The organism is Candidatus Magnetobacterium casense, assembly GCF_000714715.1.
GTDB lineage: Bacteria > Nitrospirota > Thermodesulfovibrionia > Thermodesulfovibrionales > Magnetobacteriaceae > Magnetobacterium > Magnetobacterium casense.
In genome coordinates, this window is sequence record NZ_JMFO01000003.1 from 74,531 (window position 1) to 99,016 (window position 24,486).

Annotated in this window: 21 protein-coding genes; 11 read left to right on the plus strand and 10 right to left on the minus strand. The window is 49.2% G+C overall.

The window, feature by feature from the left end; genetic code table 11:
- Nucleotides 1-272: 272 nt before the first annotated feature.
- From trpE to lpxB, 8 genes are all read left to right on the plus strand, one after another.
- Nucleotides 273-1,757: an anthranilate synthase component I gene (gene trpE / locus Mcas_RS02050; RefSeq protein WP_040333813.1), complete on the plus strand. Its 1,485-nt coding sequence runs from the start codon at nt 273-275 to the stop codon at nt 1,755-1,757.
- A 6-nt stretch (nt 1,758-1,763) separates the two neighbouring features.
- Nucleotides 1,764-2,348, plus strand: coding sequence for an anthranilate synthase component II (locus tag Mcas_RS02055; protein WP_040333814.1), 585 nt, complete (start codon nt 1,764-1,766; stop codon nt 2,346-2,348).
- Nucleotides 2,349-2,353: 5 nt separating this feature from the next.
- Complete coding sequence (locus Mcas_RS02060; protein ID WP_162176232.1) at nt 2,354-2,908, plus strand: Uma2 family endonuclease; 555 nt, start codon at nt 2,354-2,356, stop codon at nt 2,906-2,908.
- A 50-nt stretch (nt 2,909-2,958) separates the two neighbouring features.
- Nucleotides 2,959-3,969 (plus strand): anthranilate phosphoribosyltransferase, encoded by a 1,011-nt coding sequence (gene trpD, locus Mcas_RS02065; RefSeq protein WP_040333816.1) that lies wholly within the window; start codon nt 2,959-2,961, stop codon nt 3,967-3,969.
- Nucleotides 3,970-3,987: 18 nt separating this feature from the next.
- Nucleotides 3,988-4,977 (plus strand): Gfo/Idh/MocA family protein, encoded by a 990-nt coding sequence (locus Mcas_RS02070; protein ID WP_081853538.1) that lies wholly within the window; start codon nt 3,988-3,990, stop codon nt 4,975-4,977.
- Nucleotides 4,974-6,065: a DegT/DnrJ/EryC1/StrS family aminotransferase gene (locus tag Mcas_RS02075; protein WP_040333817.1), complete on the plus strand. Its 1,092-nt coding sequence runs from the start codon at nt 4,974-4,976 to the stop codon at nt 6,063-6,065. The genes Mcas_RS02070 and Mcas_RS02075 overlap by 4 nt, the downstream gene beginning before the upstream one ends.
- Nucleotides 6,066-6,218: 153 nt before the next feature.
- Nucleotides 6,219-8,753, plus strand: a complete 2,535-nt coding sequence (locus Mcas_RS02080; RefSeq protein WP_052566718.1) for an N-6 DNA methylase — start codon at nt 6,219-6,221, stop codon at nt 8,751-8,753.
- Nucleotides 8,754-8,882: 129 nt separating this feature from the next.
- Nucleotides 8,883-10,019, plus strand: coding sequence for a lipid-A-disaccharide synthase (lpxB, locus tag Mcas_RS02085; protein ID WP_052566719.1), 1,137 nt, complete (start codon nt 8,883-8,885; stop codon nt 10,017-10,019).
- Between the two features lie 96 nt (nt 10,020-10,115).
- On the opposite strand, the gene Mcas_RS02090 is transcribed toward lpxB, so the two are convergent.
- From Mcas_RS02090 to Mcas_RS02125, 8 genes are all read right to left on the minus strand, one after another.
- The gene (locus tag Mcas_RS02090; RefSeq protein ID WP_040333818.1) at nt 10,116-10,775 is read right to left on the minus strand and encodes a hypothetical protein; all 660 of its coding nucleotides are present in this window, start codon (nt 10,773-10,775) and stop codon (nt 10,116-10,118) included.
- Nucleotides 10,757-11,749 (minus strand): siroheme decarboxylase subunit alpha, encoded by a 993-nt coding sequence (gene ahbA, locus Mcas_RS02095; protein ID WP_040333819.1) that lies wholly within the window; start codon nt 11,747-11,749, stop codon nt 10,757-10,759. Before ahbA ends, Mcas_RS02090 begins: the two co-directional genes overlap by 19 nt.
- Nucleotides 11,750-11,756: 7 nt before the next feature.
- Nucleotides 11,757-12,929 (minus strand): cytochrome D1 domain-containing protein, encoded by a 1,173-nt coding sequence (locus Mcas_RS02100; RefSeq protein ID WP_200873611.1) that lies wholly within the window; start codon nt 12,927-12,929, stop codon nt 11,757-11,759.
- Nucleotides 12,917-14,059 carry a radical SAM/SPASM domain-containing protein gene (locus Mcas_RS02105; RefSeq protein ID WP_040333820.1) on the minus strand — a complete coding sequence of 381 codons (1,143 nt, stop codon included), beginning with the start codon at nt 14,057-14,059 and terminating at the stop codon, nt 12,917-12,919. The genes Mcas_RS02100 and Mcas_RS02105 overlap by 13 nt, the downstream gene beginning before the upstream one ends.
- Nucleotides 14,043-15,761 carry a nitrite reductase gene (locus Mcas_RS02110; RefSeq protein WP_052566720.1) on the minus strand — a complete coding sequence of 573 codons (1,719 nt, stop codon included), beginning with the start codon at nt 15,759-15,761 and terminating at the stop codon, nt 14,043-14,045. The genes Mcas_RS02105 and Mcas_RS02110 overlap by 17 nt, the downstream gene beginning before the upstream one ends.
- A 45-nt stretch (nt 15,762-15,806) precedes the next feature.
- A complete protein-coding gene (locus Mcas_RS02115; RefSeq protein ID WP_052566770.1) occupies nt 15,807-17,408 on the minus strand; it encodes a cytochrome D1 domain-containing protein in 1,602 nt (533 codons plus the stop codon).
- A gap of 258 nt (nt 17,409-17,666) precedes the next feature.
- Nucleotides 17,667-18,944 carry a radical SAM/SPASM domain-containing protein gene (locus tag Mcas_RS02120; RefSeq protein ID WP_052566721.1) on the minus strand — a complete coding sequence of 426 codons (1,278 nt, stop codon included), beginning with the start codon at nt 18,942-18,944 and terminating at the stop codon, nt 17,667-17,669.
- Nucleotides 18,932-20,005, minus strand: coding sequence for a universal stress protein (locus Mcas_RS02125; RefSeq protein WP_040333822.1), 1,074 nt, complete (start codon nt 20,003-20,005; stop codon nt 18,932-18,934). Before Mcas_RS02125 ends, Mcas_RS02120 begins: the two co-directional genes overlap by 13 nt.
- 308 nt (nt 20,006-20,313) lie before the next feature.
- Between Mcas_RS02125 and Mcas_RS02130 the strand changes: the two genes are divergently transcribed.
- From Mcas_RS02130 to Mcas_RS16090, 3 genes are all read left to right on the plus strand, one after another.
- On the plus strand, nt 20,314-21,045 hold the full coding sequence (locus Mcas_RS02130) for a 16S rRNA (uracil(1498)-N(3))-methyltransferase (RefSeq protein WP_052566722.1): 732 nt from the start codon (nt 20,314-20,316) through the stop codon (nt 21,043-21,045).
- 200 nt (nt 21,046-21,245) lie between these two features.
- Nucleotides 21,246-21,665, plus strand: a complete 420-nt coding sequence (gene fliW, locus Mcas_RS02135) for a flagellar assembly protein FliW (protein ID WP_040333823.1) — start codon at nt 21,246-21,248, stop codon at nt 21,663-21,665.
- Between the two features lie 39 nt (nt 21,666-21,704).
- The gene (locus tag Mcas_RS16090; RefSeq protein ID WP_052566723.1) at nt 21,705-22,355 is read left to right on the plus strand and encodes a putative metalloprotease CJM1_0395 family protein; all 651 of its coding nucleotides are present in this window, start codon (nt 21,705-21,707) and stop codon (nt 22,353-22,355) included.
- A 48-nt stretch (nt 22,356-22,403) separates the two neighbouring features.
- Here the strand turns inward: Mcas_RS16090 and Mcas_RS16095 are convergent, their stop codons facing one another.
- Together Mcas_RS16095 and Mcas_RS02150 are read right to left on the minus strand one after the other, a co-directional pair.
- Nucleotides 22,404-23,861, minus strand: coding sequence for a glycosyltransferase family 2 protein (locus tag Mcas_RS16095; RefSeq protein WP_052566724.1), 1,458 nt, complete (start codon nt 23,859-23,861; stop codon nt 22,404-22,406).
- Between the two features lie 15 nt (nt 23,862-23,876).
- Nucleotides 23,877-24,473 (minus strand): HAD family hydrolase, encoded by a 597-nt coding sequence (locus tag Mcas_RS02150; protein ID WP_052566725.1) that lies wholly within the window; start codon nt 24,471-24,473, stop codon nt 23,877-23,879.
- Nucleotides 24,474-24,486 lie beyond the last annotated feature (13 nt).

Here is a 24,486-nt window from a genome sequence, read left to right on the forward strand (position 1 = left end):
GGATTCCCGCTCCCTGTTCAAGCCAGAGCTTGCCCCTGGCTCAAACAGGGGGACATGTTTCGCGGGAATGACAGTTATAGCCGTTTTAGCAAGTCTGTCATTCCTGTGTAAACAGGAATCCAGAAAAAGTAAAAGCATAGTTACCATGAAATATAAAGAAGATACCCAGCCTCTAAGCACTATTGGAACTTTCTTTGACCAAACTGTTATGATATACACAGTATAATTTATATGAAACATATCCTTAGAGAAAAGAGAGTGTGTTTGTCACGATGTATTATCCGGAGCTGGAACAATTTAAGGAGCTGTCAGACAGAGGTAATCTGATACCGGTGTACAAGGAAATATTGGCCGATATGGAGACACCGGTATCTGCGTACATGAATATAAACGGACGGGACTCGTTCCTGTTTGAGAGCGTTGAGGGTGGTGAGAAATGGGCTCGATACTCTTTCATAGGTGGGGCACCCATGAAGGTCATCAAGAGCTGGGGCAACGATATGGAGATCACCCGGTACCAACAGCCTCCTGTACGTATGAGGGTCGATGACCCGCTGGATGCCCTCAAACACGAGATGGCTCCATACAAGGTCGTTGAGGTTCCGGGTTTGCCACGCTTTTTTGGTGGCCTGGTGGGATATATCGCTTACGAAAGCGTGAGATTCTTTGAGAAGGTCACGCCCACCAACAAACCCTCGCTCGGGCTGCCGGATATGTACATGATGAAGATGGACACGCTGCTGATCTTTGATCACCTCAAGCATGTCATCAAGGTCGTGGCCAACGCCTTCATAGACGACAACACAACTGTCCAACAGGCATACACCGATGCGGTGGCAAAGATAAACGCCATGATCAGTCTGTTGAAAAAACCACGGAAAGACGACAGCCTTGACGTAGGCAAAGACAATTCCACGACGCAATATACGTCTTCATTCAATAAACCGGAAGACTTCATGGATGTCGTTGACAGGGCCAAGGAGTATATAAGGGCAGGGGATGCCTTCCAGATCGTGCTCTCCCAGCGATTTGAGACCGCCGCCGCCGTTGACCCCTTTACTATATACAGGAAGCTCAGGGTGATAAACCCCTCCCCCTACATGTTCTATATGAACCTGGACGGTTGTAAGGTTGCCGGCTCTTCTCCGGAGATATTGGTCAAACTGGAGTCAGACCGCATAATCCTCAGACCCATTGCCGGGACAAGAAAACGAGGCTCTACCGAAGCCGAAGACGTCGCCCTCGAACAAGAACTGCTGGCCGACCCCAAGGAACGGGCCGAACACATTATGCTCGTTGACCTTGGCCGAAACGACGTCGGCAGGGTAGCCCGTATCGGTTCCGTTGAGGTGACTAAGTTGATGACCATTGAGCGTTACAGTCACGTCATGCACATCGTATCCAACGTCGAGGGCGTCTTAAAGGATGGCCATGATGCCTTTGATGTCCTACGGGCATGTTTTCCTGCCGGTACGGTATCCGGTGCCCCAAAGGTCAGGGCAATGGAGATCATCGACGAACTCGAACCGGTGGCACGGGGGCCGTATGCCGGATCGGTGGGGTACTTCAGCTTCACCGGGGATATGGATATGTGCATCACCATCAGAACTATATTGGCCATAGATGGTAAGATATACGTGCAGGCGGGGGCCGGCATCGTTGCCGACTCGGTGCCGGAGATGGAGCACAATGAGTGCGTGAACAAGGCAATGGGAATGTTCAAGGCAGTAATAATGGCCAAGAACGGTTTGGAGTAACGAAATATGCTTTTAATGATTGACAACTATGATTCATTTACATATAACCTGGTACAATACCTCGGCGAGCTTGGTCAGGACATCAGGGTCTGCCGCAACGACAGTGTCAACGTGACGGATATTGAAGCGATGCAGCCGCAATACATAGTGATATCGCCCGGACCATGTACCCCCAATGAGGCCGGCATATCGATTGAGTTGATCAGATACTTTACCGGCAGGATACCGATACTTGGCGTCTGTCTCGGACATCAGTCCATCGGGGCTGCCTATGGCGGTCTTATCGTCAGGGCCGACAGACTCATGCACGGCAAGACGTCCATGATACATCACGATGGCGTTGGCATCTTCAGCGGAGTGTCGAATCCGTTTATCGCCACGAGGTATCATTCCCTGGTGATACGCCCTGATACCCTCCCCACCGACTTTGTCCGCTCTGCGTGGACGGACGATGGTGAGATAATGGCCATCCGCCATAAGAGCCATATAGTTGAGGGCGTGCAGTTTCACCCGGAGTCGATCTTAACCACAGAGGGCAAGCGGATATTAAAGAACTTCCTCGAACAGTCCCAGACTGTAAAGGCAATATGAGTGCTATGCTTGCAGAATGTAAGCAAAAACTGTCTTATGACGACTACCTGCTCCTGGACGATGACCACAGGTATGAGCTGATAGGAGGAATACTGTCAATGTCTCCGGCTCCAAGTATCAACCATCAGGTTATATCAAAGAGATTGTTTATCCGGTTGAATCGTTTTGTTGAGGACAATGCCCTGGGAATGGTGTTGTATGCACCCGTGGACGTTGTGCTCAGTGATGATGACGTTGTTGAGCCTGATATATTGTTTATATCGCGTTTGAATCTGCACAGGGTACAAGACAGCGGTGTCTTTGGTCCTCCTGATGTGATTGTGGAGATACTTTCGGCATCGTCACAGTACAGGGACGTGCATCAAAAGCGACAACTATACCAGCGTCACAAGGTCATGGAGTACTGGATAGTCGATCCATTCAGCAGGTGTATAGAGGTGTTGACATTAAGCGATGATGGTGAGTTTGTCTGTCACTGTCGTGGGAGTCGTATGATCAGTTCAAGAGAGTTAATGGGGCTGGAAGTAGACGTGGATGATATATTTAGGGATTTACGATGATAAATCACCAAAGATGGCAATGTCTTCAGAGGTGCATTAGGAGGTAGTCTGTGATTCGTGAGGCCATAGGGATGTTGGTGCAGGGTATAGACCTCTCTGCACAGGAGATGACCGAGTGTATGACGGAGATAATGGAGGGCAAGGCCACGGATGCCCAGATCGGGTCGTTTCTGACGGCGTTGCGTCTGAAGGGCGAGAGCGTGGAGGAGATAACCGCCGCTGCCACCGTGATGAGGCTCAAGGCGGTGCGTATCAAAGCCCCGGAAAACGTCCTTGACACCTGTGGTACGGGCGGGGACCTGGCACACACGTTTAATATATCGACGACTGCGGCCATTGTGCTTGCCGCCTGCGGTGTGCCAATAGCCAAACACGGCAACCGTTCTGTCTCCAGTCGCTCGGGCAGTGCCGATGTCCTTGAGGCGTTGGGCATAAAAATAGACCTGCCTGCCGACAAGGTTGAGCGGTGTTTGTTTGAGACGGGATTTGGGTTTTTGTTTGCGCCCATGTTTCATCCTGCCATGCGCTATGCCGTAAATCCTCGACGTGAGATCGGAGTACGGACGATATTTAACATCCTCGGCCCGCTGACCAATCCGGCCGGGGCAAGGCGCCAGATACTGGGTGTGTTTTCGCCTGCGTTGACCGAACCACTGGCAACGGTCCTGGGCAACCTGGGGGCAGAGGATGCCATGGTTTGCCACGGACAGGACGGCCTCGATGAAATAACCATTACCGATGGCACCAAGGTCAGCAGATATAGCGACGGTAAGGTCGAAAACATGTACCTCTGCCCCGAGGACTTTGGCTTTAAGCGCGGACGCCTCCAGGACATAGCCGGCGCGGAAAAGGACGACAACGCACGCTATACGCACGAGGTTCTCAACGGATACATGGGGGCCAGACGCAATATCGTTGTGATCAATGCCGCAGCCGGTTTGATGGTCTCAGACCTGGGAATTGGTATTGAGGGTGCCGTTGACATGGTGCAGGAGTGCATAGAGTCAGGCCGTGCGATGAAAAAGCTACAGGAGATACAAAAGGTCAGCAATGCCCTGTAGCTATCGAGGTGGACGGTATTGTCCATAGAGCGTAGGACATCTGCATTACACGTAGGGGTAATCGGGGCGGGGTATTTTGGACGTCACCACTGCCGCATTTTATCCGGGCTGGATGGCGTTGTGCTGAGGGCAGTATCCGATACGAATCAGCAGGCACTGGATGACGCCCTGCGCAACCACGGCAGAAAGGAGCATACAGGTAGCCCATCAGCATTGAGCACAAGCACCGATTACCGCCAAATACTGCCACTGGTGGATGCCGTAGTAATCGCCACGCCAACCGCCACGCATTGTCCCATAGCGTTGGAATGTCTAAGGGCCGGAAAGCATGTCTTCATAGAAAAACCAATCTCCTCTACACTCCTGGAAGCAGACGCCATCATACAAGAGGCGCACAGCAGGGGACTCATCACGCAGGTGGGACACGTGGAGAGATACAATCCGGCGTTTCTGAGGGCACAGTCGTTGATAGATATTCCACTTTGCATCGAGACAGAACGATTGTCACCACTGATTCCAAGGGCGTTTAATATCGACGTGACCCTGGATTTGATGATCCACGACATAGACATTGTGCTGGCCATCGCACGGTCAAAGGCAAGGTCGGTAAAGGCAGTTGGGGCACGTGTCCTTACGCAGAAGACGGACATGGCACGGGCATGGATCGAGTTTGAAAGCGGCCTCAATGCCGTGCTGATGACCGGCAGACTCTATCCGCACAAGAAGCGTACCCTGAAGGTTGTTCAGAGAGATACCTCCCTGTCTGTAGACCTGCACAACATAACACTTACCAGATACTTTAAGGACGGCACGTCAATAGCGACCGAGGACATCGCCGTTGAAAGTTCTGAGCCGCTACAGAGTGAGTTGATGGACTTTGTCAATTGCATCAGAGACAACAGACAACCTCCCGTCACTGCAGTGGAGGCACGTTATGCGTTGGAGCTGACACTGTTGATCAATAATATTATAAAGGAGAACAAGGCATACGAGAGTCTGATGATATGATACCAATGTTGGATTTACGCAAGGAGTTTCTTGATATCGAAAAAGAGGTGATACAGAGCGTTGTTGACATACTGGGCAGCAGTCGCTACATCTTGGGTCCGCACGTTGAGGAGTTTGAGAGGCAGTTGTCGGCCTACCATGGTTTGAGTTATGCTGCCGGGGTGGGTTCGGGCACGGGGGCGCTGTTTTTGAGCCTTGCATGTCTCTCTGTCGGCAAGGGCGATGAGGTCATAACGACACCGTTTACGTTTTTCGCCACAATTGAGAGCATCATCTATAACGGCGCAAGACCGGTATTTGTAGACATTGATGAAAATACGCTTAATATCGATGTTAATAAGATTGAGGAAAAGATAACGAAAAAGACAAAGGTCATCCTGCCGGTGCATATATTTGGAGTGCCCTGCGACATGGAGGGGATAATGTCTCTTGCCAGGCAGTACAAGCTTGGCATTGTGGAGGACTGTGCGCAGTCCTTTGGCTCTTCGATCAATGGTCAGTTGACGGGGAGTTTTGGAGATGCCGGGTGTTTTAGCTTTTATCCAAGCAAGAACCTCGGCTGCTATGGTGATGGCGGAGCAGTTACAACCAACGATTGCCGGATGTATCAGCAGATACTTGCGCTGAGAAACCACGGCTCACATGGCAACTACGTACACGAGTGTTTGGGCTTTAACAGCAGGCTCGATGAAATACAAGCCGGCATACTGCTGATTAAGTTAAAGAAAGTCGAGCAACAAAACCAGTTGAGACGGCAAAACGCACGGCTTTATGATTCGCTGCTTGCAGGTCATCTTCGCTGCCCGCATGTCCCCCAAGGATACGTCAGCAACTACCATCAGTACACGATACGCAGCCCGCAGCGGGACAAGATAAGGGCCAAGCTGCATCAGGAGGACATAGCATCGGTGGTGTACTATCCCATCCCGATGCACCTTCAGCGGGCAACCGAAAGGTACGGCTACAAACAGGGAGATTTCCCCATAGCGGAACAGGCGTGCCAAGAGGTGTTGTCTCTGCCCGTGTATCCCGGGATGTCGGAGGAAGACATACACAGGGTATGTGAGGTGATCCTGGGATGCCTGTAGGAAGTGCTTAAGATGGGGGTCAGGGGGGCTTCTTTGTAACCGAGGTGTCCCACCCCTCCTTGACCCCTCCCTGCGAAACCTTTTACCATGCTTTTTTTATAGGATACGTATACTTGGTAACCACTTAAATTAAAAAGGATCTGGTAAATAATTGTGAAAGAAGGTAATATAACAGATTTTATTTCCGGCTTGGAAATTGAGGCAACACCTGAAGAAGTAGAAGCTGTTCAGGTGTTTTCTAAACAACTAGTTGAAGATTACAATTACCCCAAAGACCATATTCAAACAAGACCACAGTTTCGGGTAAAGGTAAGACCCTCGGATACAAAAAAGGAATATCCTCTTGATATTGCAGTTTTCACAAATAGCAAAAAACAAGAAGATAACATATATATTATTATTGAATGTAAAAAGAAAAGTAAAAAAGATGGTAAAACACAACTTCGGGATTATTTAAAGTTTTCAAGAGCAATTTTAGGTGTTTGGTTTAATGGTGATGAAAAATTATTTATTAGAAAAATTGAAAAACATGGAAGAGTTGAGTTTGAAGATATTCCCAATATTCCTATATATGGTCAAAGAATTGATGATATTGGGAAGTTTAAAAGAAAAGACTTAAAACCACCTCATAATTTAAAGGTTGATTTTAAAACAATTAGAAATCATTTGGCCGGTATGACTACCGGAATCACACGAGATGAAACTCTAGCCAAAGAAATTATAAATATTCTTTTTTGCAAGATACTTGACGAGCAGGAAACAGATATGGACAAAACGGTTATGTTTCGTGCTGGTGTTGGTGAAGACCCCAATGAAGTCTATAGACGTATTCTTGATATTTTTGAAAGGGTAAAGATAGCAACCTTTGAGGATGTTTTTGAAAAAAGTGACTCTATAAGACTTGACCCTGACAGCCTTTATTATGTTGTTGGGCAACTTCAAAACTACTGCATTATGGATGCAGATCGAGACGCCATAGGAGATGCGTTTGAGGTTTTTATAGGACCTGCACTCCGTGGGTCAGAAGGTCAATTTTTTACACCTCGCAATGTGGTGAAATTGATGGTGGAAATTATTAACCCTATGCCAGGCGAAAAGATTATAGATCCGGCATGTGGTTCTGGCGGGTTTTTAATAGGCTCACTTGATCATGTCTGGGGACGGATTAGAGAAGATGCTAAAAGTAAAGGCTGGTCTGAGAAACAGCTAATAAAACGTGAAATAGATGTTGCCACTGAGTGTTTTCGAGGTATAGATAAAGATGCCTTTCTTGCTAAGGTATGTAAAGCATATATGGCTTTGGTGGGTGATGGACGAGGTGGAATTTTTTGCGAAAATTCTTTAAAACATCCTAACGAATGGTCACGCTCAATGTTTGATAAGGTGCAACTAGGTAAATTCGATATTATCTTAACGAACCCGCCATTTGGTAAGAATATCGTAGTCAAAGGGGATTCATTGCTATCTCAATTTGAATTTGGATATAAATGGAAAAAAGACAAAAAAACTGGTGAGTTCACAAAAACTTCTTCCCTTTGTGACGAACAATCACCACAACTTATATTTTTAGAGCGTTGTCTTCAACTGCTTCGTGAAGGAGGCAGAATGGGCATAGTTTTGCCGGAAAGTATTCTTGGTAATCCTTCATATGAATATATTATCACATACCTGTTTGAAAAAGTAACTTTAATAGGTGTTGTAACAATGCCGGAATCACTTTTTAAAACAAGTGGTAAAGGTGGAACTCATACTAAAGTTTGCACGCTGTTTATGAAAAAAAGCATACCATATCATCCTTATCCTATATTTATGGCAGAGGCTAAATGGTGTGGTCACGATTCAAGAGGTAATCCTACAATACGCATATCTTCTGATGGTGAAGAAGTTCTGCTTGATGATATTCCAGACATCATTAAACGATTTAAGGAGTTCACTCTTGATAAGTCCTTCACTGCTAATCATCTTGGTTTCACTCTATCATCAGAGACAATACGTAATCGTATTTTAGTACCCAAATACTATAATCCAGAGATAGAAACTGATATCACTAGTCTATCTATAACTCATAATATGGTGACAATTGAAGAACTTCTAAAAAATGGAATTATCACATTAGACACAGGTGTCGAAATAGGTAAAATGGCATATGGTACAGGAACAATTCCATTTATTCGTACATCAGATATTTCCAATTGGGAAATTAAAGCAGACTTTAAACATGGTATTAGTAAACAAATCTATGAAAATTACAAATCACAAATTGACGTACTTGCCGGAGATATTCTTATGGTACGTGATGGTACTTATCTTATAGGTAACACTGCTATTGTAACAGAAAGTGATGTTCCCATGATTTTTCAAAGCCACATTTACCGTATAAGGGTTGTAAAGCCAGACAGCCTTAGTCCGTGGTTATTATTCGCTTGTCTTAACTCTCCTATTGTCCGTAGGCAGGTACGAGCGAAACAATTTACACAAGACATTATTGATACTCTGGGCAAGCGATTATTTGAAATAGCCTTGCCTATACCTAAAGAGGAAACTATGTGCAATCAAATTGCCTATGAAATGCAGGAAGTAATAGAAACCCGTATTCGTCTCCGTAATCGTGCTAAAGAAATTGCAATGGAAGTAGAAGGCATTGAACATTATGGTAGTATAGATATTGAAATTCAGAATGACATGTAACCATCCATATCAGTACATGGACAGAAGTGTTTATATAAAACTTAGGATTAAGCATAATGCGTGTAGGGCTGAGGGGGGCTATGGGCGCCATGGGGCGACAAGAAGCAGAGCCACCCCCTTCTTTTTGTAATGCCAACGAGGATAATGATAATCGCCGGGGAGGCATCCGGTGAACTGTACGGGGCTTTGCTTGCAAGGCAGTTGAAGCAGCGGTGGCCCAATGTCAACTTGATAGGCGTTGGCGGCAAGGGGATGGAGGCCGCCGGGGTCGAACTTGTTGGGTACATGACGGGGGCATTTGGGCTTATCGAGGCCGCATCGACACTCGTGGCACTGAGGCGCATGTATAAAAAGATAACCGCCCTGTTTAAGACACTGAGGATTGATGTCCTGGTGTTGATAGATTTCCCGGACTTCAATCTCAGGGTTGCCAGGAGCGCCAAGAAACACGGCATAAAGGTGCTGTACTACGTAAGCCCTCAGGTATGGGCGTGGAGGCGCGGGCGGATCAAGACCATCGGGCGTCTGACGGACAGGATTGCAGTGCTGTTGCCCTTTGAACCGGCGGTTTATGCACAGCATGGCATAGAGTGTGAGTTCGTGGGGCATCCTGTGGTTGAGGAGATAACGGGGCATCCCATTGACAGGGATGCGTTGTTGGCGGGGTTTTCACTCAATCCGCAAGCGCCTGTTGTTGCGCTCTTGCCCGGGAGCAGGCACAGTGAGGTGGACAGGCATCTGCCCGTGATGGTTGAGTCTGTGAGGTTGTTGAAGGCAAGACATCCGGAGTTTCAGTATCTGATGCCGTTGGTGTCACACTTGGAGCGTGGCAGATATGCCGGTAGTCTGGCTGAGTTGGAGGCCCTCGGGGTGGTTATTGTTGCCGACCGGGCGCTTGACGTCCTTGCCGTAAGCACATTAGCGGTGGTTGCATCGGGGACGGCGGCCTTTCAGGCGGCCATTATCGGGGTGCCGATGGTGGTTATCTACCGGTTGTCAGCCTTTACTTACTACGCCGGACGGATGCTCATAAGAGTCAATTACATCAACCTCGTAAACCTGATCCACGATGCCGAAATAGTCAGGGAGTTGATTCAGGATGAAGCCACCCCGGAGATGATAGCCACCGAGGTGGAGCGTTTGTATCGTGATGATGAGGCACGTACAAGGATGCTCAACGTCTTTGGCCGTCTGAGGGCCATGTATGAGCACAAGGACCCGACCAAAAGGGTCGTCGAAATTATAGCTGAGATTGTGAGGGAGTAAGTCATGGCCTTCTGTACTCCTTATATGAACCTTTTGACCCCTTCCTGCTTGTTATAGCTATTTATGCTCGCTTACTTGCTATGTGGCCAGGGTGGCTTACCCTTTTTTGCCGGCCATGGACCAGGGGGATTTGTCTATGACCTCCTCGACACTTATCAGATAACCGTGGGGATAATCGGGCTGAAATATGTGGAACCTGTCGTGTTCAAAGAGCTTTCTCGATGCCAACAGAAATCTGTAGTGCGAATTAGTCCTGTCCAGGATATCTATTCTGCCGTTTACCTGAAAACTTATGTAGCTCAGTGTGCCATCATCCTGCTGCATACCTGCATACAAGAGTGAGGCGTAGCAATTTTTGGTCAGATTTTCGAGGGTCTTACCACCAAAAATCTCCAGTCCACCCAAGAGTGCGGGGTCAAAGTTTGACGCATCACTGTAGAGTCTGCCCATGGCCTCAACGCGCAAGACCATGCCTTCCTGCGTGGGGAGGTTGCGAGCAGTTGCTGCCGTCTCTTCAAGCAATTCCGTATATTTGAGCAGGTTATCACCCCCGGGGATCAGCCCAATGCCCTTGACGGTCATATTGAGCGGATAGCGCTGCGACGTCTCAGACCACGTGACCATAACGGGGAGGTGTGCTGAAAAATACTTCACCGGCATGCCCTCTTTCATCTCGCTGATGAACCGAAGCCTTGAACTGACAAGCCATTGCAGGCAACGTGCCGGAAGGGCGTTGGCTAAATCGTCTTTTCCCATTGATAGTAGTCGTCGGTGAAGTACTTTGGTCGGGCCTTCTTAAATTCCCTGGTGGAATACAGGATTTTATAGTCCGCCACGTTTGTTTCCCTGCTTATCGTATCGACGATTTGTTGCAGTTCTTCCGTACTCTTGGCGTGTATCATCGTAAACAGACCGTACTGCCACATTTCGGTGACGGAGCGTTCGTAACAGTGTGACACGGCCATGTATGAGGCCATCTTGCGACCCGTCTCCTGGAGCATCTCCGGTGCCACGGCCCAGACCACCATGCCGTTGGCGCTAAAGCCGATATTTCTGTGATACAGCACCGCCGCATAACGCCTGATTACCCCGCGTTGCAGCAACTCTCGCAGCTTATCTATCAGAGCTGCTTCATCCATTTGGGCAACCTCTGCAAAGTGCGCAAACGGCCTGGACACCAAGGGAATATCCACCTGCGTGACCCTGATCACACGCTTGTCGGTGTCATCCAGGGGACTAAAACTTTTGATAGAGGTCTTAACCTCTTCCTTTTCGCTGATACCGCTGCGTTTGGCCAGCTTTACACCGATCTTAAAGATCGTCTTTGACTCTAACAACATGTAATGTTCGACACCGGCCCTTTGGGCGATAAGGCGGATTGTATCATTCAGACCATAGCTGGAATCTGGGGGAACTGCTATCGTAAACCACAGATTGAAATCATGGTCTCTGAGATAGTTGTGGCTGACACCGGGGTATGAGTTTATCACCCCTGCAGCATGTTCGATCCGGTCGGCTTCGGCCTTAAATGCCACAAGCGAACTCTTGTAGCCTAGCATCCTTGTCTCATAGATCGGCGATATCTGTCTGACAATCCTGTCGGTCTTGAGCCTCCTTAGCGTGTCGATAAACTCGGCCTCGGTAATCCCCAGTCCCTGCGCCATCTCCTTAAACGGTTCTGTTACCAGGGGGATACCCTCTTCTAACGCTTTGATTACTTGGATGTCCATTGCTATCCTACTTAGCCCCCGCTGCATCAGGAATGAATACCCCAGATGGGGTGGGCACGCTCACCGTGTTGATAACATCCCACGTATCAACGCTGAAGGTCTTAACGGCATTTTCAAAATACGACGAAACATAGAGCGATTTGCCGTCGTGGGAAAATCTAAGGTGCATCACCCGTTTACCGGCACTTATGGTCTTGATCACCTTGTTGGTCTTAGGGTCTATTATCGAAACATAGTCGTCCTTGTCCCCGCTGTAGTTGACGGCTATGTATTTCTTGTCCGGGGAGACTACCACAAACACGGGTAAACCAACCAGGTCTATCGAACTGATATAACCGAAATCCTTCATGTCTAGTATATACAGCTTCTTTTCTCCTACCGCCGGGATAAAGGCCCTCTGATTGAGCACCCCCCACGTCCCGAAATGCGGTATCTTAAAGACCGTATCGCTGCCCGCCTTTGTCTCCTTTTCCGTATACTTGAACGTATCAAGGTCAACGATCCCAACACCGCCCTTGAAAAAGCCCGTCACATATATATTGTCACTGAGGAAAGCATCAAAGGGCATCTCCCCCTTTGTCTTGATCTCCTTGACCTTCTCATGGTTCTTACTGACATCGTGTACCCATATCTGGTCATCATCCATAAGGGCATAGATCAGCAGGTTGTCCCTGCACTTTATACCGACGTTGCGCGACCCCGTCTCTATAACCTTCACCGTATTGAGCCCCTCGTCAAGTATCACGACGTCCTTTGGGTCGTAGTTGGCCACACCAATGAAATCGCCACAGAATATAAACCCTATCCCGCTCTTACCCGTCCTGGCGCTCTTTACCACCTCATACGTGCCCAAGTCAACCTTCGACAAGAAACCATCCCTGCTTATGACATACAGAAACCCCTTGTGAAACTTAACAGTAGCGTGATTGAGATTCTTAACCCCCTTGATCTCCCTGAGCAACTTGCCGTCTTCGATCAACGCAAGCGCCTCCCGCTCTCTCTCTACAACAAAGACCTTTTCGGCTGCCGCATGAGTGCTGAACAATAGCGAAATACCCCAAAATATAAGCATAACGTATAGCATTAAGGGGTTAAGGGGGCTGGCCCCCTTGCGGGTAGGGGTCTGAGGGGGAGGGCAGAGCGCCTCCCCCTTCTTCTTCTCTTCTCTTATAAAATACATGCCGGATCCTCCGCGTAGTAATCCCCGTGTATGGCAAAAGCCCTTGCCCTGGAGTTGCCGTTACAGATGTCGATGTACTGACAACTGCCACAGCGACCTTTGAACTTACGCGGGGTTTGTCTGAGTTGTTTTAGAAACGGGCTGTTGTTCCAGATGTCGCCAAAGTCCTGCTGCCTGATGTTGCCTGCAACTTCCCGGTAAAACGGGTCAGCCTTGACATCGCCCTTGTGGCCTATGTTGACCAGGGCGACTGCGGCCTGATTGCCACCCCAACGCCGCAATCGGTCATAGAGTGCGTCGTATGCCGGGGTGGAGTATCGTTGTCTCACAATGTCAAGCAAGGCAACGGCCGTGGAATCGTTATTGCCCGTAATGACCTTTACGCTTATATCACGCTCTATGTATGACAGGGTCTTTTGGATAATGTACGTCACCGCCGACCTGTATGTTGCCTTGTCGAGGTCTTCGAGCATCCCCCCACGACCTGAGTATACCAAGTGCGATATGTAGAGTTTTGGGAACTGTTGTCGCTCTACGATATCAAAGATATGTTCCAGACTTCCATAGGTTGCCTGCGACAGGGTAAAGCGAAGTCCCACGTCCAGGCCCCAGTCCATGCACATCCTCAGGGCATCGATGCTCCGGCCATAGGCGCCGCTTAACCCCCTGAAGGAGTCATGCACCTGCGGCAGGCCGTCGATACTGACGCCTACGTAATCGAAGCACTGTGTTATTTCGTCTTTCAGCCCTTCGTTAATCAGGAGGCCGTTTGTCGAAAGCGCCGTCATTATTCCGGCGCCCTTAAGCTCCCGTGCAATGTCAAAGATATCATCCCGCAGCAGCGGTTCACCGCCTGAGAGTATGACACACCTTATGCCGTTGTCATACAGCGTGGGGATGATGGCCCTTATTTCGGAGAGGGTCAACGCATCGACCTCGGCGCCGTTTGTATACGCACGCTCTGTAAGGGGCTTGGCGGATGAGTAACAGTGTTTGCAGGAGAGGTTGCAATAGTTGGTGAGGTTCCAGATGCAAACGACAACGGGGGTGTCCTTTTCCCTGGTGCTGCCAGCCCTGTCATTAACACCCTTGCCGATGCTCTCTCTTAGGAAATCAGTTATCCTGAGCATCTTCGCCCGACTTCCTGAACTCCTCAACGAACCTCATCAGCACATCCATCTCCTCCGGTTTGAGGTCTATCTTTGGCATCACGCTGCGCTTGTAACCGAGCTTTTTGGCGGTGGTCACGGGGTCTGTCAGTTGTTCCCTTATGATTGACTCCGGTCTCTCCCGCACGATCTTTGAAAAGGCTGGTCCAAATGCCTCGCTTGTGGTGTGGTGGCAGCCCCAGCATTTTTCCATGTATAGTTCCCGGCCTAGCTGATATTTCTCATACCACCTTGATTTATGGACAAAGTTGTATTTTCCAACCGGGAGATTGGCCTTAAAGCTCTTGAGCTCCTTCAGGGTTGCGGAGTCGTACAGGACAAGATATCCGTCTTGTTCAAAGATGCTGATATAGGATATCTTGCCATCGCCGGAGAATTCCGTGTGTGTGGCTTTCTTTCCCTTTCTGGAGGTCAGATATTTCAGGGCGAGAGTCTTTTTATCGATGAGTGTGAGGGTATCAGTGCCGTTGTCCATCCAGAGGTATGGGGATGCCGGTGTGGTGCGGACAAAGAAGCCCTCCCCGCCGATATCAATGTTTTTGACAAAGCCCCAGTTGTACATCTTCCACAGGGATATGTATGGCTTAAGGATGTGCGGTGTGGCGAAGTAGAAGCTGCCCTTGTCGTACCAGAAAGAGGCAGAGGCCAAGTGTGGCATACTTTCGATCTTGTGTTCAAAGACGGTTTTCTTTGTCTTGAGGTCAATGACGACAAGCAGACTTTTCTCCCGTGAGCTGCCCACGATGTATCTCTCAAGGGGATCGATAAAGAAGTCCTCAAAGGACACTTCTGTCTTTATGTATTCGACGTTGAAGGTGGTGGTGTCTAACAGGCCTATTTGTGGTTTATCTTTTGTGGTGAATATTGCCTTATCGCTGGAGTATTGTTCGTAGATGGCGCTTATTTTACCGACGTTTTCAATGGTTTTTACGGGTTTGAGAGTTGCGGTGTCGAGGATGAATATGTTTTGAGGGATGAGACATGCCGCCAGGACGTGCTTACCGTCGTTGGAGAGGCTTATGTTTCGGAGGTTGACGCAAGGCCGCACCCTTCCGACGTATCTCTCTTCGGTGAGGTTGTACTTGGCCACCCAGCCGTCTCGCGATGGCAGAAAGAACATTGTCCCTTTTGTATCGAATTTACCCCCGCCGTGGACGTTTCCAAACTTGAAGGAGTCTACCATTCGGTCGCCCGTCATTATCCATACGCTGTCATTGCCCCGCTCCACTACGGCGGTTATATCCTTGATATTATGAATACGCTTGAAACTCTCTATCCGCACGGGATTTACTTCTTGCAGGGTGATGCTTTTTTCGATGTCTTGTGTTGTCCATTTTACGGTTACCGGTTTTCTGATATAGGATATTATGGCTTTTACTTCGTCGTCATTCATATCGGGCCAGGACGGCATCTGAGTTGCCGGCAGACCTTTTCTTATAATTGAGGTGAGTCGTTCATCGGAGTATCTGGTGAGCAATTGCGGCAACAGTGGGGAGGCCGTAACGCCGAGTCTGTCCGTGCCGTGGCAGGTGCTACAATATTTCTCGTAGGTATCTGCCTTTGGGGTATCCGACTTTGGCTGATCACCTTCCCCGCCACCGAAGGACAGGGAAGGGAGCAGCATCAGGAGCACAACGACAATTGCTTTTGCAGCCTTTGCCATTTACCTTAGTTTGACGCCCTGTTAAGGGTCAAGTACGTCACAGTGTTAATATACGTCATGTGTGGTGTTGTATACGTTAAAGTGCCCGGTTGGGGTTCTTACCCAGTCGCCGGTGATTTCGCTTACCAGATTGAATGTCTTATCGTCATAGACGAGGATTGCGCTTGGCTCGGTCTTTTTACCCCAGGCGGCGATCCATACCTCTTTGCCACTCTTGTCGAACTCGAAGTGGACGGCTCTTCCTTTGTGTTTTTCCGGCAGTTCGATAGTTTTTACGACCTCAAGTTTTTTCTTATCTATTGCAAAGACTGACCTCTGCAGCTTTGGATCGGGATTTAATGGTCTATCCGCCCACATCCAGGTTGATGACGGGTGTGTTTTTACAAAGAGATTACCACCGCCTTCGCCGGGGAGTTTGATCTTTTTAACGACCTTCCAGGCGTGTTGTGGGTGTTTCTTGGGGTCGGTACCGATACATGCTATGGTGTTGTCTCCCAAGTGTCCTGTACACCATATAGGGCCATACTCTGGGTGTTCTATGTTAGCGCCTCTGCCGGGATGGGGTTTAATGCCTGTCTCAACGAGTGCAACCATTTTACCCTCTACCGTATCAACGATAGCCACCTTGTTTCTCATATTGGCCGCAACGAGGAAGTATCTCTTGGAGCTGTCCCAGCCTCCGTCATGCAGAAATCTTTCGGTCTCTATCATGGATACCTTCATGTTGCGCAGATCGGAGTAGTTGACCAACCATGTCTGTCCTGTCTCTTTTACGTTGACAACCCATATTGGATCATATGGAGCGGCGACGATAGAGGCAACTCTTGCTTCTCTGAGGAACTCGTTTGTGTCATATGTGTAACTGCTGGTAGATACCACTTTCATTGGTTCGAGGGTTTCACCGTTGAGGACTACCAGACTGGAGGGCCAGTAGCATCCAACAATGGCGAGCTTATCGATGAAGTCACCTTCCTTGCCCTTGTACTTACTGGTCTCTATTGATCTTGCGTCATAACAGGTCTTGACCTCGGCTACTTTATCGGGGGTCTTGAGCCACAGGTCTATGAGTGTTACCTTGCCGTCTCTTCCTATTGAGTAGAAGAATCTGCCCGAAGCCGATGACCTTAGTATGTGTACGGCAAATCCCGTGTCTACGATAGAGACGAGCTTCTTTGTATCACCGTCAATAATGGCAACCTTTCCGGTATCCCTGAGGACGACTCCCATAAAATTCTGCCAATTAAGTGAATGCTCAGGCTTACTTGGTCTGCTGGCAGGCTGCAGGGTTACTTTCAGGGACTTCTTCATTTGGTCCAGCGTCATTTCGGGTGGTGATGGTGGCTCGTGCTGGATATATCTTGCTACGAGGTCTATATCGGCTGCCGACATAACGCCCTGTTTGCCCCAATCCGGCATTCCACCGGGCAGACCGCCGTCCATAATGATCTTAAGATTTTCCGTGCCTATCGCCAGAGTCTTGTCCGGGGTAAGGGCAGACCCTGTAGCACCCTTCCTTAACATTCCATGACAACCAGCACATCTGTCAAAATAAATAACAGATGCCTTTGTCATCTCTTCGGCCGTGATTGGTGGTGCAGCTTGTTTTGGAGCCGTATCTGCCGCAAATGATATATTAAATATCATCATCTGCAGCAACACAAACACACTGACTAAAAGTTTTCGTACCATACGCTCTTCCAGAGAATCCGGTTAATCTTCTGCGGAGATTAATCCCAATTCTCTGTAATGACCTCCTTTAATAATAATTTAACCATCTAAAGATGGTGCCTTTTGCGCTTTCCTTCTTTGTACTTTCCTTGATTCGTTACCAACCTGGACAACTCTTGAAATGTAATCTTAGTCACTACGAAATTATATACATATTAGCAATTTGTTGTCAACTGCTTAGTCAGATTTTTTTTCGTGCATCCTGGAGTAGTCCTGGGATTTGATTTCATCGACAAATTGCGATGTTATAACGTCAATGCCTTTTTCTTTGGCCTTTTTTTCTATCAGTCCGATAATCATGTTTTTCATAAAAGCCGGAGTCCGTTTCATTCTTGCCTTTGCGGCATCATCCCAGGCAATTGACCCCTGGAAGTTGTCATTGAGTTCGACCTTGTCCTTGCCCGTGACCCTGTCTTTTCCTGCGGGTTCGTAGAGACATAGGGAGTCTTCTTCCATAAAGTCGCCGTACTGAGCCAATGCCCGTGCCCTGCACCCGCCACATATCTCCGTGTACTCACAGCGTCCGCACCTGCCCTTGTACTGACCGTCGCGCAGGAGGGTGAGCTTTTGGGAGTCCGTCCAGATATCCACGATGGAGCGGTCCTTGATGTTACCCAGGGTGTCTGGCATGTATGGGCACGCCGTGACGTTTCCCACGGGGTCTACCCGCATGTATAACCGTCCGGCAAGACAGCCCCTCGTCCCCTGCGGAATATGCACGTTGTCCTCGTGCAGTATCCTGTATATGTGTGGGGCACAACGCGCCCTGACCATGATTCTCTTTTCCGTGTCGGAGATGCCAGCGATCTTTCTCAGGACTGTTTCGTAGTTCTCCGTGGATATGAATTCTTTCCTGGCCCTGCCCGTACACACTAAAAAGAAAAAATTGACCGCCTTGGCTCCAAGCCTTATGGCCATCTCAATAAATTCCTCGATATCATTGTAGTTCCTGTCCGTTACCGTGACATCTACCTGTGTCTGTAGATCAACCTCTCTGCCAAACTTCAATGCGTCTGTCGATAAGTTCCACGCCCCGTAGTACAGGCGGAAGGAGTCGTGATAGGTAGGGGTAACCGAGTCTATGCTGATGCCCAGCCCCTTGAGACCGGCAATCTTTAACCTCTTGAGGTTGTCCTTTGTCAGGAGCGTCCCGTTTGAGCCCATGACGGTGATAAATCCGTGGCCAGCGGAGTACTCCACAAGTTCATAGATGTCATCCCGCAGCATCGGCTCTCCACCGGTTAGTACCAACATGATATTGGGGTTTAACCGGTGCAGGTCATCGATGACTCCTTTTGCTTGCTGCGTTGTCAGTTCACCTGCCGCCCTCTCCCTGGCATCCATGTAACAGTGCGGGCAGAAAAGGTTACACTGACTGGTCAGGTTCCATGACACGATGTAGGGCTTGTAGTCCTGTGATTTGTCTGTTGCGCCTATGTTATTTATATCTGCCATCCCTTGTTTTGCTCCTTCTGAGTAATTAAGACATTGCATGGTGCGTATCTTAAGACATTCTCCGTCACCGAGCCAAGGTCAACCCCCTCGGCGTGATGTCTGCCCGTGCGTCCGATGAAAATCATATCGGCATTGATCTCGGTGACATAGTCGCATATGCTCTTATATATGTATCCGGCAAAGACCTTCTTGACGACCCTGACCCCTGCCACCTGCGCATCTTCCGGCACAAGCCCCCAGCCCTCCGAAAATCGTGCACTGAGACTGTTGCCGTTAAAGACGTCCCGCTCGGCCTTGTCCAGGATCATGTAGCCGACCCTCTCAAGCCCCTTGTCTATGAACTCATCGTGTATCTTCTCCTGCTGCTGTGAGTTGAATGAAAATCCCTCGGCGTTTATAACCGAGTCCTTGAGTCTGTTAAAGAGGTCCTTGTGCAGGGAGGAGTCAAAGGCGTATACAAGATGCAGGTTGCCAGAGTACTTCTCCGCAAAGGCCTTTGCCGCCTTGAGGGCATTTATGGCACAGGCGCTACCGTCGAGGCAGACCACTATATTTGGCTCCTTTAACTGTGTCGGGCGCTTTACAACGAGGATGTCCCGGTCGTTGCTTCTGACAACCCGCATACACACGCTGCCCACGAACCCCCGCTCCAAGGCGTTAAATCCGCTGGCCCCTATGACGACCAGTCCGTCGCCCTCCTGTTGTATCATTTCGTTTATGGCAATAAAGTTCTTTCCCTCAAGCACCTTTGGTCTGAAGGGCACCCCCGCTTTTTTAAAATCGTCCTCCAGAGGTCTCAGATACGACAGGGATATCTTTTCCATGCCCACCTTGATCAACTTGGCATGTACAGCGCGCTGATGTTGCAGTATCTCTTCCTTTTGATATTCCTGTGGCAGCGTAGGTTCCATTATCCTGAAGGCGCCGTCGTGCATCACCGAGTTAAACCCGTGTATGCCAACAACCTCGCATCCAAATGACCGTGCCAGTTGCAGTGTTACCTCTTCACAGGCACCGGATACCTCACTGTTGTCGTGGCATAGTATTATCTTTTGCATCATATAAGTTTCGTCTCACTCTCTCATCTATGTCTATTAAGTAGCCATGTAATTGTATTACAAACTGAGCAGTATTGTAAAGTGCTATTATCTCCACCAGGGCAATCGTACTTGACCGTAAGAAAAAAAAAGGGGAGCGGTTTCCGGCAGGGGTGCCTCACCCCCTCTGCCCTCCCCTCAGACCCCTCCCGCAAGGGGTGAGGCACCCCTGCCATAAAAGGGGACCAGTCCCCTTGACCCCATAATGCTTAATCCTGAGTTTATATAGAAACTTCCTTGCCGTAAAAAATCCCGTGATGATATGATATTGAATGCCGTATATATTTGTAGACAGCCTCGTTGTCAGGGACGGACACGCACAGTTAGGCAGGGAGGTGTCACACTACATAGCGTCGGTGCTCAGGCACAGGGTGGCCGATGAACTGGAGTTGTTTGATGCGGGGGGCAGGTACTACAGGGCTACCATCACTGCAATTGGCCGGGGAGGGGTAACGGTCAGGGCGGTACAGGAGGCGACCCCTCAGAGGGAGTCGCCCTTAGAGCTGGTGTTGTGCCAGGGACTCCTCAAGGGGGATAAGATGGACCTGGTGGTTGAGAAGTCCACGGAGCTTGGTGTCAGGAGGATAATCCCGGTTGCAACCCGGAGGGGACAGATGCACCATACCAGAAAACTCCAACGGTGGAAAAAGATAGCCATAGAGGCCGCAAGGCAATCGGGCAGGGTCGTTGTCCCCGATATTGCAGAGGTGATGGCCTTGTCGTCATTGCTGGGGCGGATATCCTCCGAAAAGAACGCCCCGGGGATTATGTTTTATGAGGGTGAGGGCACGCATACCCCGCGCGATTTGACCGGAACGCCCGGGCGGGTATACGTCCTGGTTGGCAGTGAGGGCGGATTTACTACGGATGAGGTCTTACACGCGCAGGCCGCCGGTGTTTTGGTAGCGTCACTTGGCAGACGCATCCTGAGGGCTGAGACTGCGGCCATCGTGGGTGTAGCCCTTGTGCAGTTTCTGTATGGTGATCTGGGCATCCGGGGGTAAGCCACAGCAATCAGAGCAGACACTACAGTTTTAATTTTATTTTACCGACAAATATATTGTATGGTGAATGCAGTGGTACCGCAGACATATGGACACATTTTAATTCGGTGGCAGTGGGTGGACTGTTGTGCAAAAAAAGTGATATCATAGTGTATGAGTCTGGTATTGCATAGCAAGTTTTATATTTTAGGAGGATGTAAATGAGGTTTAACAGTTCACGGTTTGGTGAGTTAGAAGTTGAGGATGGTAAGATTATAAGTTTCCCCCGCGGCTTGGCAGGCTTTGAGGGATTAACGAGGTACTGTCTGTTGTTTACCGATAAACCCGTAAAGTGGTTGCAGTCGGTGGATGACCCTGAGGTGGCCTTTACGCTGGTTGACCCCTTTGTGATATACAAGGACTATACCTTTACGGCCGTAGACGAGGTAGAGGAGTTTCTGCAGTGCAACAAGATTGAACAGTTATTGGTGTTGGTTGCAGCAACGATTGGTGAAAAAGAAATGTCGGTTAATTTTAGTTCTCCCATTGTTATCAACACATCCAACATGAAGGCGGCACAGCTAATGATTGTAGATGACAGGGTGCCTTCTATGTTGGTTGTTCCAATTGCGGCAGAGTGAGCAACCGGCAACTCATGATACTATAAGGAGGGACAACACATGGATGTATCAGCTACAGGCATACAGCAGGGTTTGTACCCAACCTATGGGTTATCAGGCAGCACAAGGGCATCAGGCAATGGCTCCAATGCTCAGGAAGCGGATGGCGTTAACAGGCAGGGTGGTGTAAACACCGGCACGGATGGTAAAGCCGGCGGCGTCACGGCAAACAATGCCAAGACAACACCACAAACCAACGCAGACAAGGCAAAAGAGCGTGAGATACAGATACAGGTACAAAAGCTAAAGCAGCGCGAACAGGCAGTCAAGGCCCACGAACAGGCGCATGCGTCCGTTGGTGGGCAGTACACCGGCGCTCCAACGTATGAGTATACGAGGGGGCCTGATGGCAAAAACTATATAAGCGGCGGCGAAGTACCAATTGACGTATCGAAGGAAAAAGAGCCTGATGCTACAATCAGAAAGATGCGGCAGGTTAGGGCGGCGGCCCTTGCCCCCGCAGACCCCTCTCCGCAGGACCAGGCAATTGCCGCCAAGGCAACCAACATAGAGAGCAAGGCTCAACAGGAATTGATTACCAAGCAGTTTGACCAGAGGCAGAAGCAGATGGAATCCTACATGATGTTCCAGGGGATTGGAAACTCGGAGGCAAAACAAGATGTAGGCTCTAATGTCTCAATTTACGCATGAATAGTTTAGGCAACCCCCTTACTCAGAGTGCGTCACTGTCTCGCTCTTTCACAGGACAATAATCCTGTCCTGGTGTGTGACAATGCTTTTTAATGCCTCTATCTTTTCCTTTTTCATCCACATGTCGGTAACAACTATTACCTCGTCACTTCCCCTGGCTGACTCAACAGGCATGACTTTAAGGCCGAAAAAGACGGCACCCCCAATGTCGTCATAAACGGCCCTGACCGTCAAAGACGCACTGTCGGCAACGATGCACAGCACCCTGGCCGCAGAATTTGGACCATAGATGGCAAACTCCCTGACGTTATGCTCCATGAGCGTGTTGAGGCAACTGAGCGCACGCTGCAGGTTGCTTTTGTCCTGATAGGTCATCGTTTGGAAAAAGCCTCGTATCTTATAAAGCTTCCGGAATATGCTCCGTGGTTGTTTGACGGTCTTATTTGTCCTGATTATGAGATGCTGGATGATAGTTGCTACCAGGTTGAACTTGAGTTTGATAATGGTTGATGGTGATTTAGGGGCATGTTCTTTTTTTCGCTGCCTGGATAGATCGTTAAGTTGTCTGGCGGTCCAGTGTCCGATGTTTTGTTTATATTCGGCAGTCAGTGGTGGTACTGCTTCGGTATCATAGTTGCCGATTCTGTGGGATTTGACGATAGGGTTTTCCAACAGGGGCATTGTACGCCCTGTCAATCTGGCCTCAAGGGCCATTGTTGAGACATTGCGGCCGTCATGGGGGCCTATGTAGTTGTCGGTGCCATCGGTGCCGGGGTGCCATACGTGGTATATGAATTCGCTCTGATGCCATATCTCTCTTTTGCCGGCGTTGACGAGTCTGAAGGTCATATCATAGGGGCCGCAGATATGTCCAAAGTAGTCCATGTGTTCATCTGCCCCGCCGATGGCTATAAGGTCACTGCGTCGGGCACACATGCAGGCGCCGTAGTTGAGGGTATGGAGCGGGTCCTGGTCGTCCTGCAGACCCGTGCTCTTGCCATCCTTGAAGTTGATACAGCCCTTGCCCGTGATATCGTCCACGGTTGGGTAGTTAAACGGGTAAAATCTCCTGTCGTCGTTTCGGATCTCGTCTATGTGCAGTACGATGTTGGGGTCTGAGCGGAACATTTCAACGATGCTTTCGACAAAGGTTGGCGTAAAAATTGCGTCTGAATCGCAGAAGACAACAATCCTGCCCCGGCTGACCAGAATGCCAACGTTATACAGCAGATGTTTGTGATAGCAAGTCTGTTGCGGCATGTCCAGGACGATCCACTTATCCACCACCGGCGCCACACCGGAGTCCTTACACCCCTGCAGCAGGGCCGATATCTCGGGGGAACGTCTGCCAAAATACTCGATCCAGAGAAGCTCGTACTGGTCCCTTTTGGTGGTCTGTTGATTGAGGTACTGGAGGGAGTGAAAGCTCTCCCGGCATGACCAGTCCAGCAGTACGATGCTGACCTGTGGGGTAGTGGGCAGGTTGTTACTGAATAACACGTCCATAATCGTTGTACTCCTTTATGTTTTAAAATGCCTGTAGTAGCCTTCGTTAGCCATTTGCAGCATTTCTCTGTCGCCTCTGGTGTCGCCGTATGCGTAGATGTAGGTTGAGTCGTCCAGGTTGTATTTGTCTCTGATGCGTCGAACCTTTTCGGGGCCGTAGCAGTTTTTCGTGGCCAGTTGGCCGGTGATTATGCCGTCTTTGGTTTCAATCTCTGTGGCGATCAGGTCAATACCGTGCAGTTCACACCAAGGTCTGAGGTAGTAGCGCAGGGATGCCGAAACGATGACCACCTGGTGTCCTTGGCTCTTGTGCCAGTTGAGGCGTTGCATGGCGCTTGTCTTGAGGAGCTTGGGTAGTTGACACCTCGAATAGTCCGCTGCTATGGCCTCAAAGGTCTTGAAATCCCACCCGCCATAGAAGTAGCGAATTGCCCGTGTCTTGAGCTTGTAGTTGGGAATAATTTTCAGTGCGTAGAGCAAGAGATAAGGCAGCAGCACCGTCATCCCGGTTAGCAGGCATCGCCACCCAAGGCTGAATCTCAGGAAGTCTATAAAGCTATCCCGCCTGGTTATCGTACCGTCAAAGTCAAAAAACGCTATCTTATTCATCATTGCAAAGAGAAGA

Coding starts and splice junctions, on each gene's coding strand:
- trpE (WP_040333813.1), top strand. CDS start 273: ATGTATTATCCGGAGCTGGAACAATTTAAGGAGCTGTCAGACAGAGGT.
- Mcas_RS02055 (WP_040333814.1), top strand. CDS start 1,764: ATGCTTTTAATGATTGACAACTATGATTCATTTACATATAACCTGGTA.
- Mcas_RS02060 (WP_162176232.1), top strand. CDS start 2,354: ATGCTTGCAGAATGTAAGCAAAAACTGTCTTATGACGACTACCTGCTC.
- Mcas_RS02075 (WP_040333817.1), top strand. CDS start 4,974: ATGATACCAATGTTGGATTTACGCAAGGAGTTTCTTGATATCGAAAAA.
- lpxB (WP_052566719.1), top strand. CDS start 8,883: ATGCCAACGAGGATAATGATAATCGCCGGGGAGGCATCCGGTGAACTG.
- Mcas_RS02090 (WP_040333818.1), bottom strand. CDS start 10,775: ATGGGAAAAGACGATTTAGCCAACGCCCTTCCGGCACGTTGCCTGCAA.
- ahbA (WP_040333819.1), bottom strand. CDS start 11,749: ATGGACATCCAAGTAATCAAAGCGTTAGAAGAGGGTATCCCCCTGGTA.
- Mcas_RS02100 (WP_200873611.1), bottom strand. CDS start 12,929: ATGTATTTTATAAGAGAAGAGAAGAAGAAGGGGGAGGCGCTCTGCCCT.
- Mcas_RS02105 (WP_040333820.1), bottom strand. CDS start 14,059: ATGCTCAGGATAACTGATTTCCTAAGAGAGAGCATCGGCAAGGGTGTT.
- Mcas_RS02110 (WP_052566720.1), bottom strand. CDS start 15,761: ATGGCAAAGGCTGCAAAAGCAATTGTCGTTGTGCTCCTGATGCTGCTC.
- Mcas_RS02115 (WP_052566770.1), bottom strand. CDS start 17,408: ATGATGATATTTAATATATCATTTGCGGCAGATACGGCTCCAAAACAA.
- Mcas_RS02120 (WP_052566721.1), bottom strand. CDS start 18,944: ATGGCAGATATAAATAACATAGGCGCAACAGACAAATCACAGGACTAC.
- Mcas_RS02125 (WP_040333822.1), bottom strand. CDS start 20,005: ATGATGCAAAAGATAATACTATGCCACGACAACAGTGAGGTATCCGGT.
- Mcas_RS02130 (WP_052566722.1), top strand. CDS start 20,314: ATGCCGTATATATTTGTAGACAGCCTCGTTGTCAGGGACGGACACGCA.
- fliW (WP_040333823.1), top strand. CDS start 21,246: ATGAGGTTTAACAGTTCACGGTTTGGTGAGTTAGAAGTTGAGGATGGT.
- Mcas_RS16090 (WP_052566723.1), top strand. CDS start 21,705: ATGGATGTATCAGCTACAGGCATACAGCAGGGTTTGTACCCAACCTAT.
- Mcas_RS16095 (WP_052566724.1), bottom strand. CDS start 23,861: ATGGACGTGTTATTCAGTAACAACCTGCCCACTACCCCACAGGTCAGC.
- Mcas_RS02150 (WP_052566725.1), bottom strand. CDS start 24,473: ATGATGAATAAGATAGCGTTTTTTGACTTTGACGGTACGATAACCAGG.